The sequence below is a fragment of the Rhodococcus sp. C26F genome (assembly GCF_053345925.1).
Map to the genome: position 1 here is coordinate 14,098 of NZ_JBKFBA010000010.1, position 14,813 is coordinate 28,910.

At 64.8% G+C, this 14,813-nt stretch carries 14 protein-coding genes; 5 read left to right on the plus strand and 9 right to left on the minus strand.

The window, feature by feature from the left end; genetic code table 11:
* Nucleotides 1-8: 8 nt before the first annotated feature.
* The gene (locus tag ACLBYD_RS13440; RefSeq protein ID WP_447816828.1) at nt 9-680 is read right to left on the minus strand and encodes a TetR/AcrR family transcriptional regulator; all 672 of its coding nucleotides are present in this window, start codon (nt 678-680) and stop codon (nt 9-11) included.
* 211 nt (nt 681-891) lie between these two features.
* Between ACLBYD_RS13440 and ACLBYD_RS13445 the strand changes: the two genes are divergently transcribed.
* The 3 genes from ACLBYD_RS13445 to ACLBYD_RS13455 are packed head-to-tail and all read left to right on the plus strand — an operon-like array spanning nt 892 to nt 4,415.
* Entirely contained in the window at nt 892-1,695 is an 804-nt protein-coding gene (locus ACLBYD_RS13445; protein WP_447816829.1) for an SDR family NAD(P)-dependent oxidoreductase, read from the plus strand.
* 10 nt (nt 1,696-1,705) lie between these two features.
* Nucleotides 1,706-2,845 (plus strand): DUF5938 domain-containing protein, encoded by a 1,140-nt coding sequence (locus ACLBYD_RS13450; RefSeq protein ID WP_447816830.1) that lies wholly within the window; start codon nt 1,706-1,708, stop codon nt 2,843-2,845.
* 28 nt (nt 2,846-2,873) lie between these two features.
* A complete protein-coding gene (locus ACLBYD_RS13455) occupies nt 2,874-4,415 on the plus strand; it encodes an AMP-binding protein (RefSeq protein ID WP_447816831.1) in 1,542 nt (513 codons plus the stop codon).
* On the opposite strand, the gene ACLBYD_RS13460 is transcribed toward ACLBYD_RS13455, so the two are convergent.
* Genes ACLBYD_RS13460 through ACLBYD_RS13485 form a run of 6 tightly spaced genes read right to left on the minus strand, consistent with a single transcriptional unit; the run spans nt 4,396 to nt 10,717 of the window.
* On the minus strand, nt 4,396-5,391 hold the full coding sequence (locus ACLBYD_RS13460; RefSeq protein ID WP_447816832.1) for an NADPH:quinone oxidoreductase family protein: 996 nt from the start codon (nt 5,389-5,391) through the stop codon (nt 4,396-4,398). The two genes, ACLBYD_RS13455 and ACLBYD_RS13460, sit on opposite strands and share 20 nt — an antisense overlap.
* Before the next feature lie 50 nt (nt 5,392-5,441).
* Nucleotides 5,442-5,903 (minus strand): MaoC family dehydratase, encoded by a 462-nt coding sequence (locus ACLBYD_RS13465; protein ID WP_447816833.1) that lies wholly within the window; start codon nt 5,901-5,903, stop codon nt 5,442-5,444.
* Nucleotides 5,904-5,941: 38 nt separating this feature from the next.
* Nucleotides 5,942-7,195: an acyl-CoA dehydrogenase family protein gene (locus tag ACLBYD_RS13470; RefSeq protein WP_447816834.1), complete on the minus strand. Its 1,254-nt coding sequence runs from the start codon at nt 7,193-7,195 to the stop codon at nt 5,942-5,944.
* Nucleotides 7,196-7,252: 57 nt separating this feature from the next.
* Complete coding sequence (locus ACLBYD_RS13475; RefSeq protein ID WP_447816835.1) at nt 7,253-8,347, minus strand: phosphotransferase family protein; 1,095 nt, start codon at nt 8,345-8,347, stop codon at nt 7,253-7,255.
* The gene (locus tag ACLBYD_RS13480; RefSeq protein ID WP_447816836.1) at nt 8,344-9,060 is read right to left on the minus strand and encodes a TetR/AcrR family transcriptional regulator; all 717 of its coding nucleotides are present in this window, start codon (nt 9,058-9,060) and stop codon (nt 8,344-8,346) included. Before ACLBYD_RS13480 ends, ACLBYD_RS13475 begins: the two co-directional genes overlap by 4 nt.
* Nucleotides 9,053-10,717, minus strand: coding sequence for a class I adenylate-forming enzyme family protein (locus tag ACLBYD_RS13485; protein WP_447816837.1), 1,665 nt, complete (start codon nt 10,715-10,717; stop codon nt 9,053-9,055). The genes ACLBYD_RS13480 and ACLBYD_RS13485 overlap by 8 nt, the downstream gene beginning before the upstream one ends.
* Nucleotides 10,718-10,982: 265 nt before the next feature.
* On the opposite strand from ACLBYD_RS13485, the gene ACLBYD_RS13490 reads away from it, so the two are divergent.
* A complete protein-coding gene (locus tag ACLBYD_RS13490) occupies nt 10,983-12,308 on the plus strand; it encodes an MFS transporter (protein WP_447816838.1) in 1,326 nt (441 codons plus the stop codon).
* 104 nt (nt 12,309-12,412) lie between these two features.
* Nucleotides 12,413-13,216 carry a response regulator transcription factor gene (locus ACLBYD_RS13495; protein ID WP_447816839.1) on the plus strand — a complete coding sequence of 268 codons (804 nt, stop codon included), beginning with the start codon at nt 12,413-12,415 and terminating at the stop codon, nt 13,214-13,216.
* On the opposite strand, the gene ACLBYD_RS13500 is transcribed toward ACLBYD_RS13495, so the two are convergent.
* Both ACLBYD_RS13500 and ACLBYD_RS13505 read right to left on the minus strand, forming a co-directional pair.
* Nucleotides 13,192-13,494, minus strand: a complete 303-nt coding sequence (locus ACLBYD_RS13500; protein ID WP_447816924.1) for a hypothetical protein — start codon at nt 13,492-13,494, stop codon at nt 13,192-13,194. The two genes, ACLBYD_RS13495 and ACLBYD_RS13500, sit on opposite strands and share 25 nt — an antisense overlap.
* Before the next feature lie 77 nt (nt 13,495-13,571).
* On the minus strand, nt 13,572-14,741 hold the full coding sequence (locus ACLBYD_RS13505; protein WP_447816840.1) for an LLM class flavin-dependent oxidoreductase: 1,170 nt from the start codon (nt 14,739-14,741) through the stop codon (nt 13,572-13,574).
* Between the last annotated feature and the right edge of the window lie 72 nt (nt 14,742-14,813).

Consider the following 14,813-nt stretch of genomic DNA (forward strand, 5'->3'; position numbering starts at 1 on the left):
AGCCGCTGCTACCGCGTGTTCACGAAGTCGGGCAGAATGTCGAACAGGTTGTCGCGCACCCGATCCGGCACTGTCGTCGGAGGATCGGAGTCCGGGGCTCCGGTCGCCGCCCGGTCGCGTTCGGCGAGATACGTGACGAGGGCCGCGACGAACATGCCGTCGAGCAGCGCGTAGGCGGTGTCTGGGTCGTATCTCGGTGTCGTGCCCGACAGTTCCGCGTAGCGCGTGAGCACACGGTCGATCATGTCGCGCAATCCCCGGTCGATCGCCGAGACATCCTCGCGCAGCGAAGGATCGAACATCGACTGGTTGCGCAGGTCGTACCAGAGACGGTGCATCGGAGCCTCGTCCCGTAGGGTCTCGGCCACCTTGCACGCGAAACCGCGGCGGAGTTCGTCGGCGGTCGTCGCCGTGTCGACCACCTCGTCGTATCGCGTCATGCACCGCGTCTTGTAGTGGCGTACGCAGTGCAGGATCAGGTCGGTCTTGTCCTTGAAGTAGTAGTGCACGACACCGTGGGAGAACGGCGAGTTCTGGGCGATCTCCCGCAGGGACGTTCGCGCATAACCGAGTTCGCCGAGTGTCGTCAGGGCGGACTCGGCGAGCTGGGTGCGACGTTCGTCGTACCTGTTCTGCCGGCTTCGGAGCGATCGGTCGGCGGGAGCTGCCGCATGGTTCATCGTTCGCCAGTGTAGGTGCGCCACAGGCTTCGCGATACCGGCCGACCTGCACAGGACGGCCGTCCGGCATCCTCTTGACAGGTGTCAAGATCTGGCAGATCCTGTGACCGGGACCACATTCATTCGGGCCGCCTTCCGAGGCGGTACGGGACGTTCCGTCGGCCCACGCGCTCCCTGCTCCTCCGGACCACCCACTTCAGGAGGCCATCCGATGACGGTTTTCGATCTGACCGGGCGTCGCGCACTCGTCACAGGAGGGGCACAGGGCCTCGGCGAAGGAATGGCGCGCGCCCTCGCCGGTGCCGGGGCGAGCGTCGTGGTCGCCGACATCCAGGACAGCGGTGAACTGATCGCCGCGGACCTTCCCTCCGATGGAGATCGCAAGCACGCCTTCACCCGTCTGGACGTCACCTCCGAGAGCGACTGGGAACGGGCGATCACCGAGACGATCACCGCCGTCGGTGGTCTGGACATCCTGGTGAACAACGCCGGTATCGAGATCACCGGCCTGATCACCGAGGTCTCGCCCGACGACATCCGCCGCATGCTCGAGGTGAACATCCTCGGTACCGCGCTCGGAATCAAACACGGTCTGCGGGCGATGCGTCCGGACGGTGCGGCGGGGAACGGTGGTGTGATCGTCAACATCGCCTCGGTCGCCGCGACGATCGCGTTCCCGGGCATCTCCGTCTACTCGGCCACCAAGTCGGCCGTCGACCGTCTCACGCGGGTCGCCGCGATGGAGAGCGGGAAGCTAGGTTACGGAGTGCGGGTCAACTGCGTCTATCCGGGACTCGTCCCGACGGCGATGGGTGCGGGACTGGCGAACGACATGGCGACCATCGGTCTGTTCGGTTCACCCGACGACGCGGTCGCCGCCGTCGTCGAGCAGACCCCGTCCGGCCGGCTCGGGACGGTCGAGGACATCGCGGACGCCGTGGTGTTCCTCGCTTCCGACGCGGCACGATTCGTCACCGGTGCCGGTCTCCCGGTCGACGGCGGCATGGGAATGTGAGGGAAGATCCGTGAGCACACCGACCACACGTCGCGTCGTCGTCTACGGCGCATCGGGTTACACCGGGCGACTCGTCTGCGAATACCTGCGCGAGTTCCGTATTCCCTTCGTCGCCGCGGGTCGCGACAAGGACAAGCTCGACGAGTCGCTCCGTACGCACGTACCCGGCATCGAGACGGCCGACTTCGAGGTGGTGCAGGTCGAGCACACCGTCGAGTCGCTGACCGATCTGTTCAGTGGAGCGGCCGTCGTCCTGAACACCGTCGGACCGTTCTCCACACTCGGGAACGAAGTCGTCCGGGCTTGTCTCGCTGCCGGCGCGCACTACACCGACACCACCGGCGAGCAGGACTGGCTCATCACGTGCGACGAGAAGTACGGAGCCGACTTCGCCGCCGCGGGACTGCTGCTCGCACCCGGAACCGCGCAGATGTACACCGTCGGTGAGATCGCTGCCCAATTGTGCCTGGAGACACCGGGACTCGACACGCTCGACATCGCGGTCTTCTGGGGTGGCAGTCCGACCATCGCGTCCACGCGGACGATTCTCGTCAACGCTGCCACGTCGGCCGCGCATTACCTCGAACAGAACGAGTACGTCCCGTTCGACCCCGCTCAGGGACTCGTCCCGCTCGTCGTGCCCGGCCAGCACGAACTGGCGCAGTCGTTGCCCTGGGGCGGTACCTCCCATCCGGTGTGGTTCCGCCGCGACCCGCGTGTCGCGAACGTCAAGGCGCAGGGTGGTGTCTTCAATGCCGCCCTGATGCACGGGGTTCCGCAGATCGTCGCGCAGGCACTCGAGGCGACCAAGGACATGTCGCCGGAGGATCGTGACGAAGCGCTCACCGCGACCGCCCGTCAGGTCATGAATGTGATGCCGCCGCGGGAGAATCCGAGGGTCAACAAGTCCCTCGACTCGGTGCACGCCTCCGGCCCGCTCGCCCGGGCGCACTGCGTCGTCCACGGCAACAGCAACTACAAACAGACAGGGCTGCTCCAGGCGTTCTCCGCGAACTGGCTGTTGCAGCAACCCCCGAAGCGGGTCGGTTTCGCGAGTGCCTGCCAGGCCTTCGGTCACCACGAACTGCTCGGTGTCCTGCGCAATTTCGGTCTGGTGTCGAAACCGATTCTCACGGTGCAGGACTACTGAGATCCGAACCTGATCGCAGGAGGGTTCGATGCGGATCGTCGACTATCTCGACAAGGGAGCATCACTCGGACCGGACCGGCCGTGTTTCACGACGGACGGGGACAGTTGGTCGTACGCCACAGTGCAATCGGTGGCCGACGATGTCGCGCGGGCGCTGGACGCGCGCGGTGTGCGTCCGGGCGGCAAGGTTGCGGTGCTGTCCGGCAACGATCCTCGCGCCTTCGCGTGCGTGTTCGGGATCAGTCGGGCCGGTGCAGTGTGGTGCCCGATCAACCCCCGTAACGAGGCGGCCGAGAACCGGGAACTGCTCGACCGGTTCGACTGCGAGGTGCTGCTCTATGCTTCTGGGTACCGGGAACTCGTCGAACGGATCCGTCCCGACCTGCCTGCGATCCACACGTGGGTGCAACTCGACGGAGATCCTGCGGAGGGTTCGTTCAAGTGGAGCGAGTTCGTCTCTGCGGCTGCAGGATCGAGGGAAACGATCGACCGGTCCGCACCCGGGGATCTCGCGATGATCGTCGGCACGGGCGGTACCACGGGCAGACCGAAAGGCGTGATGCTCACCGGTACGAATCTCGAGACGATGACGGCACTCACGCTGATGAGCTATCCGTTCCCGGGTCGAGGCGAGCGTCCGGTCTATCTCGCGCTCGCGCCGCTGACGCATGCTGCGGGAGTGCTGTGCTTTCCCGTGCTGGCCACGGGTGGCGAGATCGTCATCATGCGCAGCCCCGATGTGGGGCGCTTCCTCGAACTGGTGCCGGCGCATCGCGTCACCCACACCTTTCTGCCCCCGACCCTGATCTACATGGTCCTCGCGCACCCCGACCTGGACTCGACGGATCTGTCGAGCCTGCAATGCTTCTGGTACGGGGCCGCGCCGATGAGTCCCACGCGGCTCGCGGAGGCGCTCGAACGGATCGGGCCGATGGCCCAGCTCTTCGGGCAGACCGAGGCACCGATGATGATCTCCGTGCTTCCACCCGACGAGCACCGCCGCCCCGACGGTTCGATCGCCGAGGAGATCCTGATGTCGGCCGGCCGGCCGACGCCGCTCGTGACCGTTGCGGTCATGGGTCAGGGCGGTGAACTGTTGCCACCGGGGGAGCGCGGCGAGATCGTCGTGCGCTCGTCCCTCGTGATGGCCGGTTACTACAAGAACCCCGACGCCACCGAGGAGGTGAGCCGGTTCGGCTGGCACCACACCGGCGACATCGGATATCTGGACGACTCGGGTTTGCTGTTCATCGTCGATCGCGCCAAGGACATGATCATCACCGGTGGATTCAACGTGTACTCGATCGAAGTGGAGCAGGCGATCCTGGCCCATCCGGCCGTCCAGGACTGCGCGGTGATCGGTCTGCGCGACGAGAAGTGGGGCGAACGAGTGGTGGCCGTCGTCCAACCGCACCCCGGAGCCGAGGTCGACCCCGCTGAAATCACCGCCTTCGTCAAGGACCGCATCGGCTCGGTGAAGACTCCGAAGCAGGTCGTGGTCCGGTCCGACCTGCCCCGCTCGAAGGTGGGGAAGGTACTGAAGAACGAGATCAAGGCGACCCTGGGCTGACCTGCTGTCCGGTGAGCACGACGGCCTTGCCTTCGATCTCGCCTCGGTCGAGGCGGTCGAGGGCGCCGGGCAGATCCTCGAATTCGAATCGGGCACCCACGTAGGGGGCGACGACACCGGCGGCGATCATTCGATCCAAGGACTCTGCCTGTTCTTTCATCAGAGTGGGATCGACCTCGAGGAAGGCTCCGAAGGCAGCACCGACGACGCTGATGTTCCGGAGCAGGAGCCGATTGACCTTGAGCGCAGGGATCTTACCTGCGGCGAAGCCCACGACGAGCAGACGACCTTCGGGAGCGAGGCTCCTGACGGCTTCGTCGAACAACCAGTCACCCACGGGATCGAGCACTACGTCGACGCCGCGCCCGCCGGTCTTGTCGCGGATAACCGATGCGAATCCCCCTTCCAAGACAACGGTTTCGTCGGCACCGGCGGCTTCGGCGATGTGCGCGCGATGGGCGCCCGACACCCCGGCGACGACTCTCGCCCCGAAGCCTTTGGCGACCTGGATTGCGGCCGTGCCGATTCCCCCCGCTGCACCCATGACGAGCACTGTCTCACCGGGAGCGAGACCGCCTCGTCGTGACAGTGCGAAGTGCACGGTGTGGTAGTTCACGACCATGGCCGCGGCCGTGTCGAAACCCACCGAATCGGGGATCGGCACGAGCGAGTTCACCGGCACCACTGCTTGTTCGGCGAACCCACCCTGCCAGACGAATGCTGCGGCGCGGTCGCCGGCCCGCCATCCCGAACCATCGGGCGCCTCGACGATCGTGCCGGCAACCTCGCAACCGGGAACTACAGGAAGCGCGGGCTTGTGCTGATACTGCCCCTTCGTCATCAGCAGATCGGGGAAGTTCACCCCTACGGCCTCGACCTTCAACAGGACCTCGTTGTCGGCGGGACGTGGGGTCTCCGCTTGTGTCAGGGTCAGGCCGCCGGGGCCGGTGTAGTCGCCGAGTTCGAAAGCTCGCATGGCTTCACTCCAGGTTGTCGGGTGGGGAATGGCCGGTTCCTGCGCGAATCTCACGCCGCGTATGCGAGATAGATCGACTCTCCCACCATGGCGGGTCTTTCCTCACCACGAATGTCGACTCGGACGGCGATCGTGTACCGGACTCCTCCGTCGCCACGGACGCATACATCCGTCAATTGCGCTGCCAGACGGATCTCCGATCCGACGGGCACCGGATTCGTGAACCGTACGCGGTCGATGCCGTAGTTCGTGCCGCGTACCTGGTCGGAGATCGTCAGTAGCCGGTCGAGCAGGCGGGGGATCAGTGACAGGGTGAGATATCCGTGGGCGATGGTGGACCCGAACGGACCGGAGGCCGCTCGGTGTGGATCGACGTGAATCCACTGGTGGTCGTCCGTGGCGTCGGCGAAGGTGTCGATACGCTGCTGCTCGACCGTCATCCAATCGGTACAACCGAAGTCGTACCGGCTCGATGCGGCGAGTTCTTCGACGGTGGTCGTCAAGGTCGGCACGGTGTATTCCTTCGTCGGACAGGTCTGTGACGCGCGAGTTACTTCGAGTACCTGCGGAGTTCGGTCTTGGCGATCGTGCGGACATGCACTTCGTCGGGGCCGTCGAAGATCCGCATCGCCCGGTGCCAGCCGTACATCGCGGCGAGGGGCACATCGTCGCTGACCCCTGCGCCACCGTGCACCTGGATGGCGCGATCGATGACTTCGAGAGCGACGCGGGGGACCGCCACCTTCGCTGCGGACACATACGGCGCTGCCGCCTTGTTGCCGTGCTCATCGATCGTCTTGGCGGCGAGCTGGCACAGCAGCCGCGCCTGGTCGAGCGCGATGCGGGATTCGGCGATCTGCTGTTGGATCACCCCTTGGTCGGCGAGCGGCTTGCCGAAGGCGACGCGCGCTCGGGCGCGGGTCGTCATCAAGGCCAGCGCGCGTTCCGAGGCACCGAGGGCGCGCATGCAGTGATGGATGCGTCCCGGACCCAGGCGGGCCTGCGCGACCGCGAAGCCGGCGCCCTCTTCTCCGAGCAGGTTCTCGGCGGGGACACGGACGTCGTCGTAGACGACCTCGCAGTGACCGTGCTGGTCGTAACGGCCGAAGACCGGGACGTCGCGGACGACGGTGACGCCGGGGGTGTCGACGGGGACGAGGATCATGGACTGCTGACGGTGCGGCGGGGCGCTGGGATCGGTCTTGCCCATGACGATCAGAATCGTGCACCGCGGGTCGGCGGCACCGCTGGTCCACCACTTGCGTCCGTTGATGACGTAGTGGTCGCCGTCGCGCTCGATACGGGTCTCGATGTTGGTGGCATCCGAACTCGCGACGTTCACCTCGGTCATCGAGAACGCCGACCGGATCTCCCCGTCGAGGAGGGGATCGAGCCACTGCTTCTTCTGTTCATCGGTGCCGAAGAGGTGGAGCAATTCCATGTTCCCGGTGTCGGGTGCCTGACCGTTGGTCGCTTCGGGCGCCAGATGCAGACTCCATCCCGTCACCTCGGCGAGTGAGGCGTAGTCGAGTTGCCCGATGCCGGATTCGGCGGGAAGAAAAAGATTCCACAGCCCACGCGCGCGGGCCTCCTTCTTGAGTTCCTCGACGACGGGCGGCACGGTGTGGTCGTCGGGTCCGGCCTGCCGCCGGTACTCCTCGTACGCGTGTTCGGCGGGGAACACGTGGCTGTGCATGAAGTCGACGAGCCTGCCGCGAAGCTCCAGAGCGGTGTCGGAGGGGCGAAGATCGAGGGCAGCCGGGTCGACCGGCGTGGGTCCGAGGACGCTGAGGTGAGAAGTCATGGGATTCCTTCGTGATGGAGTGCCCGATGGGCGCGGTGGATCGTGTGGCCGAGCGGATCAGCCGGACAGGCCCGGAATCGACGAGCGGGATGCGCGTTCCAGAGCGCGCTCGAGCAGCGGGCCGACCATGTCGCCGATGCCGTCGAAGCCGTCGCCCTCGGTGTGTCCCTGCAGATGCCGGGCATGGATGCCTTCGAGGATGACCGCGATCTTGAAGTCCGCGAACACCAGGTACCAATCGATGCCCGATACGTCGATTCCTCGGGCCTTTGCGTAGGCGTGGACAAGGTCGTCACGGGTGGGGAAGCCCGGAAGTGCGGTGGCACCCGCCGTGATGGGGTTGTGGAATTCGCCTTCATGATCCCAGAACGAGCACAGGATGCCGAGATCGGTGAGGGTGTCTCCGAGCGTCGACATCTCCCAGTCCAGGACACCCAGGATGTGGGTGGGGTCGACCGCATCGACCATCAGATTGTCGATCTTGAAGTCGCCGTGCACAATTCCGGGATGATGGCTTTCGGGCATCGATGCCCGGAGTCGGGAGTGCAGCTCGTCGACCTCCCTGCGGGGAGCAGTCATGGACGAGGTCCACTGCCGCTGCCACCGGCGAAGCTGTCGTTCGAGATAACCGTCAGGGCGTCCCCAGTCGCCGAGCCCGACCTCGGAAGGGTCGATCTCGTGAAGGGCCACGAGAGTATCGATCATTGCGCCGGCCAATGTGGACCGTTGTCCGGGAGTGAGCCGTGCGGTGTCCTCCGCCGTGCGGAGCGTGATGCCCTCGAGCTTCTCCATGACATAGAAGGGAGCGCCGATGAGCGTGGTGTCCTCACACAGTCCGACGGTGCGGGGGACCGGAACGGCACTGCCGTGTAGGGCGGTGAGAGCCCGGTATTCGCGGCCCATGTCGTGCGCCGTGGCCAGGACATGCCCCAGTGGCGGGCGGCGGAGAATCCATCGGCGGGTGCCGTCGGTGAGTTCATAGGTCGGGTTGGAGCGCCCGCCGGCGATCAGCCGTGGCGTGAGTCGATCTCCGACGGAGGCGGTTTCGTTCTCGGCAAGCCACGGAAGTACTCGCCCGCCGTCGAGAGTGGATGTCGAGACGGACGGCGGAGGAGTGTTCTGCGTCGCGTTCGGCTTCGTGGGCACACTCATGTGTTCGGCCTTTCGGCAGTCGGTGTCGGATCCGGAGTCGGCCGTCCGGGCGTGCGGTCCGTCGGCGGTGTGTCGGTGGGGACTGCGCCGACCGTTCCGAGCGCAAGTGCGGCGTAACGATCGGCCAGTTCGTCGGGGGAGAGCTCACCACCGGGGCGGTACCAGCTTGCGATGGAATAGCCCATATTGATGATGGCTCTTGCGGCCTCGCGCGGATACGGAGTGGTGAACGATCCCTCGGTGATCCCGCGGTCGACGACGTCGCGGAACAGTTGTTCCTGATGGTCGCGCAGGGTGATCACCAGGCGACGTCCCACCTCGTCGAGACTCCGGATCTCCGACGCGCCGATCAGTGCTTCCGCGCGTCGGCTCGTGTGGAACAGTACCCAGGTCCGCACGAGCGCTTCGAGCTGCGACCCAGGGGTGCCGTCGGTTCGGAGTACGGCTGCTCTGGTCAGAGAGATGACATCACCGAGCACCTTCTCCATGATCTCCTGGAGGATGATCTGCTTGGACGAGAAATGGTGGTAGATCGAGGCCGGGGTGATGCCCGCATCCCGAGCGATGTCCCGCACGGAGGTTCCGTGGTAGCCGAGGCGCTGGAAGTTCTCGACTGCTGCGTCCAGAATGTTCGCACGGCCGGTTCCGCCATCTGTCTGCGGGCGCGTAGGTCCGTTACGGCGTTCGGGGAGTACGGGCTTCGATTCACCCATTGCGCAGTTCCCGGCGCAGCAGTTTGCCACTGGCGTTCTTGGGGAGTTCGTCGAGAACGACAACGGACCGCGGATACTTGTAGGCGGCCATCCTGTCCCGGCAGAACGCGATCAGTTCCTCCTCGCTTGCTGCCGCACCGGTGACGAGGGAGACGAACGCTTTCACGGTCTCGCCGCGATACTCGTCCGGTGCGCCCACGACGCAGGCTTCGCGCACTGCGGGGTGCTGGTAGAGGACGTCTTCGACATCGCGTGGCACGACCTTGTATCCACCCGCGTTGATCAGGTCTTTGATCCGGTCCACGACGAACAACCATCCGTCCTCGGTCACCTTGCCGAGGTCGCCGGTGTGCAGCCATCCGTCGCGGATCGCATGGGCGGATTCCTCCGGGAGTTGCCAGTAGCCCGGGACGACCATAGGTCCGGCGACGACGATCTCACCTGCCTCGCCCGGGGACACGTCCCGGCCGTCGACCGGGTCGATGATGCGGACGTGCACGCCGGGAACGGGAACTCCGACGGACAGTGCACCACTTTCCGGGTCGGTCGGCGGGTCGATATCCGGTGGACCGAGGTGGGTCGGAGAGGTCGTCTCGGTCATGCCGTATGCCCCGCGCAGGGTCCACCCCGACTTCGCATGGATCCGATCGACGAGGGCCTGGCTGACGGGCGCTCCACCGGAAGGTGTCTTGGTGAGGGAGGAGACGTCGACCTCGCGAAGGCGGGGATGGTCGGTCAGTGCGATGAATGCGGTGCTCGCGCCGATCATGAAGGTTCCCCGCCGATTCTCGATGGTCCGCAACGTGGTTTCGGCGTCGAAACGATGCATCAGAACGAGCGGGGCGCCGCTGAGAATGTGTACACCGAAGCCGGCGACGAGGCCGGTGATGTGGAATACCGGTGCCAGGCCGATGACGACATCGCGTTCGGGGTGCAGATCCCACCAACGTGTGTACACCGTGGAGCTGTGCACCATCGCGCTGTGCAGGTTCATCGCGCCCTTGGAACGCCCTGTCGTACCGGAAGTGTAAGTGAGCGAAGCGATATCGCTCGGGTCGAGCGTCGCGGGCGGCGGGCGGTGATCGTAATACTCGGCCGACAGGGACTGCCAGTCCGATGTGTCGTCGAAGATCCTGTGAGGCGGCACATGTGGTTCGATCGCCGCGGGCATGACGGCGTTCGGCGTCATGTCGAGGGGATGGGTGGTCACCACGGTGCGCAGTGAGGTCCGGGGCCGTACGTCGGCAACCACCGATTCGTAGAGCTCGCCGAGGCAGATCAGGGCTGTCGCTCCGGAGTCCGTGAGGATGTGGAGAAGCTCCCCGGCCCGCAGCATCGGATTGACCGCGACAGGGACGGCGCGCAGCTTCCACGCCGCCAGGAGTGCCACCAGCCACTGCGGATCGTTCTGCAGGTAGATCGCGACGCGCTCGCCCGATGTCACCCCGTCGTGGTGCAGAGCGGCAGCCAGTGCGTCGGCTGCGCGGTCGATGTCCGCGAAGGACAAGGTGGCATCGAAGTAGTGCACCGCGGGGTGGTGGGGGCGGGCGGCCATGTGTTCGTTCCACGCATCGAGCATCGTCGGGAGCGATCCGGTCAGGTCGGCAGGCACAGATGCCGGGTAGTGCTTCGTCCATGGGGCTACGGCTGCATCCATCCGATTCACCATTCTTCACCTCGACTGTGTCCGAGTGCGTCACCCGCTGCGTGATCTCCGGCGTAGCGAAGCGGAGGTCCATTTTCCGCTCACCGCATGTTCGCAACCGAACGATCGTTTGTCAATCCCTGCAATTAGGGGAATTTCATCATCTTCAACAGGTAAAACATCAAGTTCCTCCGAGAACGGTTGACAATCGATCGTTAGGCAGAGAACTATCTCGGGCAATGACCTGGATCACACTTCATATCTGGAGGTCCGACCTATGACCGCACAAGACGTGGGAGCGCGGTCCTCGCGGACCGCGACTGATCAGGACCGGCGGAAGTCGCGCAGAGCCGCCCTCGCGGGCGGTGTCGGCACGCTGATCGAGTACTACGATTTCAGTCTCTACGGTTACATGGCAGTCGTCATCGCTCCCATGTTCTTCCCGAGCGACGATCCCGTGACGTCGCTGTTGTCCGCACTGGCGGTCTTCGGAACGGCATATCTGATCCGACCCCTCGGCGGAATCGTGTTCGGACACATCGGTGATCGTTTCGGCCGCAAGAAGGCGTTGATGGCCACGCTGATCTGCATGGGTGTCGGCAGCACGGCGATGGGTCTGCTTCCGACGCCCGCGCAGATCGGGATCTGGGCAACCGTTCTTCTCGTGCTGGTGCGGGTGATCCAAGGGTTCTCGGCCGGCGGCGAAGTCGGAGGATCCGCTACTTTCATCTCGGAATCGGCACCGCGCCACCTCAAAGCAACCTACGGATCGTTCACGCCACTCGGTTCCACAGGTGGCTTCGCACTCGCCGCGGCCGTGGCAGGCATCGTTTCGGCTCTCACCACCGACGTGCAGATGGAATCGTGGGGATGGCGCATCCCGTTCCTCCTCGCCCTGCCTCTCACGTTGTTCTGCCTGTGGGTTCGGACCCGCGTCGCGGAGACCCACGACGTCTCGGAGAGCACCGAGGCGGCCCACAGTCCGGTCGGATCGGTCTTCCGGAGGCAGCCACGAGCACTTCTCCAGGCCACCGCGATCAGTGCCGCGGTCAACGGAACTGCCTACATAGGCTTGACCTACATGGCAATCCACCTCTCCAAGCAACTCGGCTACGACACAGCACCCGTCTACTGGGTGACCACGCTGGCCATCGGCATCGCGGCACTGAGCATGCCGCTCGGGGGTCTGCTCGGCGATCGCATCGGACTGAACCGGCTGATGACACTGGGGTTCGTCGGTTTCGTGGTGCTCACCTATCCGATGATGGGCATCATGCAGCACAGTTTGTTCGTCGCAGCTGTCGCATTCATCGTGATCATGATGAATTCTGTTGCCACACAGGTGGGTGCTTACACGTTGCTCCCTCAGCTCTTCGACAAGCACTCCCGATACACCGGTGTCGCCATGGGATGGAATCTCGGAGTCATCATCGCCGGGGGCACCGCGCCGTTCTTCGCCGTCTGGCTCGTCGAGCAGACCGGGAACATCCTGGCTCCGTCGTTCTTCGTCATCACCCTGGCCCTGGTCGGCCTGCTCGCGGTGATGACGATCCGCGCGAACCACACCACCGACACCGAGGACAAGGCCGGCGTCACCGGGTAGGTGGCGAACTCGGGCTCACTCGCGGATATCGATGTCCGGCCCGGTGACCGCCGAATCGGCGTCACCGGGCCGAAGGTCGTGAATGCATCGAGCAGGAGGGGACGATGATGGAACCGCGAGCATGGCACGACGAGCTCTCCAGAAAGCAGGTGCTGGGAATACTGTCGGTGCTGGAGCAGTGCGAAGAAGCCCGGGGTGGAAAGGTTTTCAAGGAAGCGCTGGTGTGCGCGATATCCACTCACTTCGGCGTGCGAGATGTCACGTTCTTCCACGGCAGGACGTACGCGGAGATCTTCGACGATCCGGCACCGGTACTGACGGGCGCGGCAGCACCACTGCTCACTGCGTACCGGGATCGATGGCAGGACAAGGATGTCTTCGCGCTGCCTCGGTCCCGTCGCATGCTGTCCTCCTGCGGATTCGCGACTCTGGACGAGCTGCCGAGACTGCCGTCGCCGCAGCGCTCCTATGTCGTCGACTATCTGCGCCCGAACGATATCGGCACTGCTTCGGCCATCCACCTGCCTCTCGCCGATGGTGAAGCACTGATCGGAATGTTCGACAAGGTGCGTTCATGGGAGCGGTCCGATCTGATCGCGATGAGGGTGCTTGCACGCCACTTGCGCTCGCGGACGGTGACGGTCGCAATTGCCGAGGAATCGGTGGACCCGTTGGGCAACCTGACTCGGCGTCAACTCGACGTCGCGGAGTTGGTCGGTCACGGGTTGAGCAATGCCGAGATTGCGGAGAGGTTGTCCCTGTCGGAGTTGTCGATCAAGAAGTACATCAGCCGCATCTTCGAAGTGACGGGCCACCGCAATCGGTCGGAGCTGGCAATTGCGGTGCTGCGCCGCGACCGACGGTCACGTGCGCAGCACCGCGATCATGAAGCCGATGCGGGCCTGTAGGCGATGACGCTCAGTCCGTTCGGGGACCTCAGCGGCACTCGGACCTCGTGACTGCCCCGGAAAAAGGCGCCGACGTCCCACCCGAGTGATCGGGCCCGCTCGGTGACAGCACCGAGGTCGGCCGTGCGGGCGAGCAGAGACCACGCCGGCCCCTCGGACTCGTCGGAGATGCTGAGGACATGCCATGCAGCCCAACCGGTTCCATCGGAGAACTCGGGTTCGCCGAGGACCGCGGACAGGTCGCCCGCGGTTGCAGCCCACCGATCGGTCGAGTGCATCACTGTCACACGCTCGAACAAGGTGCCGAAACCCCCGGTTTCCTGCCGAGTGGGTTGTGCTTCGACGTCCACGCTCGTCACCCGCGGCCGAGTTCTGCTTCGTACTTCTTCGTCATGTGCTCGACGGCCTTGACGTGTTCGGCGGCCTGTCCCTCGCGAACTGCCTGTGCGCGCTCGGCAGCTTCGATCATCGGTTGTGCCTGACCCTGGAAGTACGGCATGACATCCTGGGCGAACAATTCGTAGGAGCGACGTGTGGCCTGAGGGTCGGCCCAGTCATGTCCCTGGATGAGCAGGGTGCCGAATCCACCGGACTGGTCGATCAGACGCTGCACCTGTCCGCGCGCTTCCTCCGCGGTGCCGATGACGCCGATACCCGAGGTGTTGATGAAGTCGATCATCTCGTGCTTGTTCGTGCCCCGGACGTCCATCTGCGGGAAGGCGGCTACGTGCTGGAGGTAGTTGAACCAGTACTCGATTCCGTGTTCGACGTCCTTGTACGCCTGCTCCTTGGTCTCGGCGATGTGGAACGGGCCGACCAGACGCCACGTGGACCGGTCCACTTCGCCGCTGCGACCGGCCTGGGCTGCGAATTCTTCCAGCAGGCCCCAATGATGTTGCAGAGCACTGAAACCGTCGGCGGTCAACGTTGCCGCGATGGAGAGCAGGCCGATTCCGTACTTGCCGGCCAGGCGCGCACCGGTCGGAGAAGCGATCGCAGCCACTACGACGTCGAAGAGCGGGTCCGAATACGGTGCCATCTGGATCTTGGCATCGAACAGCTCGTGCGTACGCGTCTTGGCGGAAACGGTCTCGCCTCGGAGCAGCCGCATGATGATGTCGGTGTTCTCCGCAAGCAGTTCGCGGGTGTCGATCTGCGACAGACCGAGCATTGCCGCATCTGTGGGCAGAGAACCGGGGCCCAGTCCGAACAACACCCGGCCTCGGGTGAGGTGATCGAGCATGACCATGCGCTCGGCCGCCCACAACGGGTTGTGATACGAGACCGACGTGACGCCCGTGCCGAGCTTGATCCGGCTCGTGCGTTCCCCGGCGGCCGCAATCATGATCTCGGGCGACGCGTAGATCTCGGCGCCGGCCGAGTGGTGCTCGCCGAACCACGCCTCGTCGTATCCCAACTGCTCGAGATACTGCACCAGTTCCAGATCTCGCTGCAGGAGCAACGTGGGATTCTGTCCTGGCTCGTGGATCGGGGCGAGGAAGGTTCCGAACTTCAACCGGCTCATGCGGCACTCCCTTTGTCGGTGACGTGAGTGATACGAGGCAAAGCTATGACTCATGCCACACGCGGGGTAGTC

Coding starts and splice junctions, on each gene's coding strand:
- ACLBYD_RS13440 (WP_447816828.1), bottom strand. CDS start 680: ATGAACCATGCGGCAGCTCCCGCCGACCGATCGCTCCGAAGCCGGCAG.
- ACLBYD_RS13445 (WP_447816829.1), top strand. CDS start 892: ATGACGGTTTTCGATCTGACCGGGCGTCGCGCACTCGTCACAGGAGGG.
- ACLBYD_RS13455 (WP_447816831.1), top strand. CDS start 2,874: ATGCGGATCGTCGACTATCTCGACAAGGGAGCATCACTCGGACCGGAC.
- ACLBYD_RS13460 (WP_447816832.1), bottom strand. CDS start 5,391: ATGCGAGCTTTCGAACTCGGCGACTACACCGGCCCCGGCGGCCTGACC.
- ACLBYD_RS13470 (WP_447816834.1), bottom strand. CDS start 7,195: ATGACTTCTCACCTCAGCGTCCTCGGACCCACGCCGGTCGACCCGGCT.
- ACLBYD_RS13475 (WP_447816835.1), bottom strand. CDS start 8,347: ATGAGTGTGCCCACGAAGCCGAACGCGACGCAGAACACTCCTCCGCCG.
- ACLBYD_RS13480 (WP_447816836.1), bottom strand. CDS start 9,060: ATGGGTGAATCGAAGCCCGTACTCCCCGAACGCCGTAACGGACCTACG.
- ACLBYD_RS13485 (WP_447816837.1), bottom strand. CDS start 10,717: ATGGATGCAGCCGTAGCCCCATGGACGAAGCACTACCCGGCATCTGTG.
- ACLBYD_RS13490 (WP_447816838.1), top strand. CDS start 10,983: ATGACCGCACAAGACGTGGGAGCGCGGTCCTCGCGGACCGCGACTGAT.
- ACLBYD_RS13495 (WP_447816839.1), top strand. CDS start 12,413: ATGATGGAACCGCGAGCATGGCACGACGAGCTCTCCAGAAAGCAGGTG.
- ACLBYD_RS13500 (WP_447816924.1), bottom strand. CDS start 13,494: ATGCACTCGACCGATCGGTGGGCTGCAACCGCGGGCGACCTGTCCGCG.
- ACLBYD_RS13505 (WP_447816840.1), bottom strand. CDS start 14,741: ATGAGCCGGTTGAAGTTCGGAACCTTCCTCGCCCCGATCCACGAGCCA.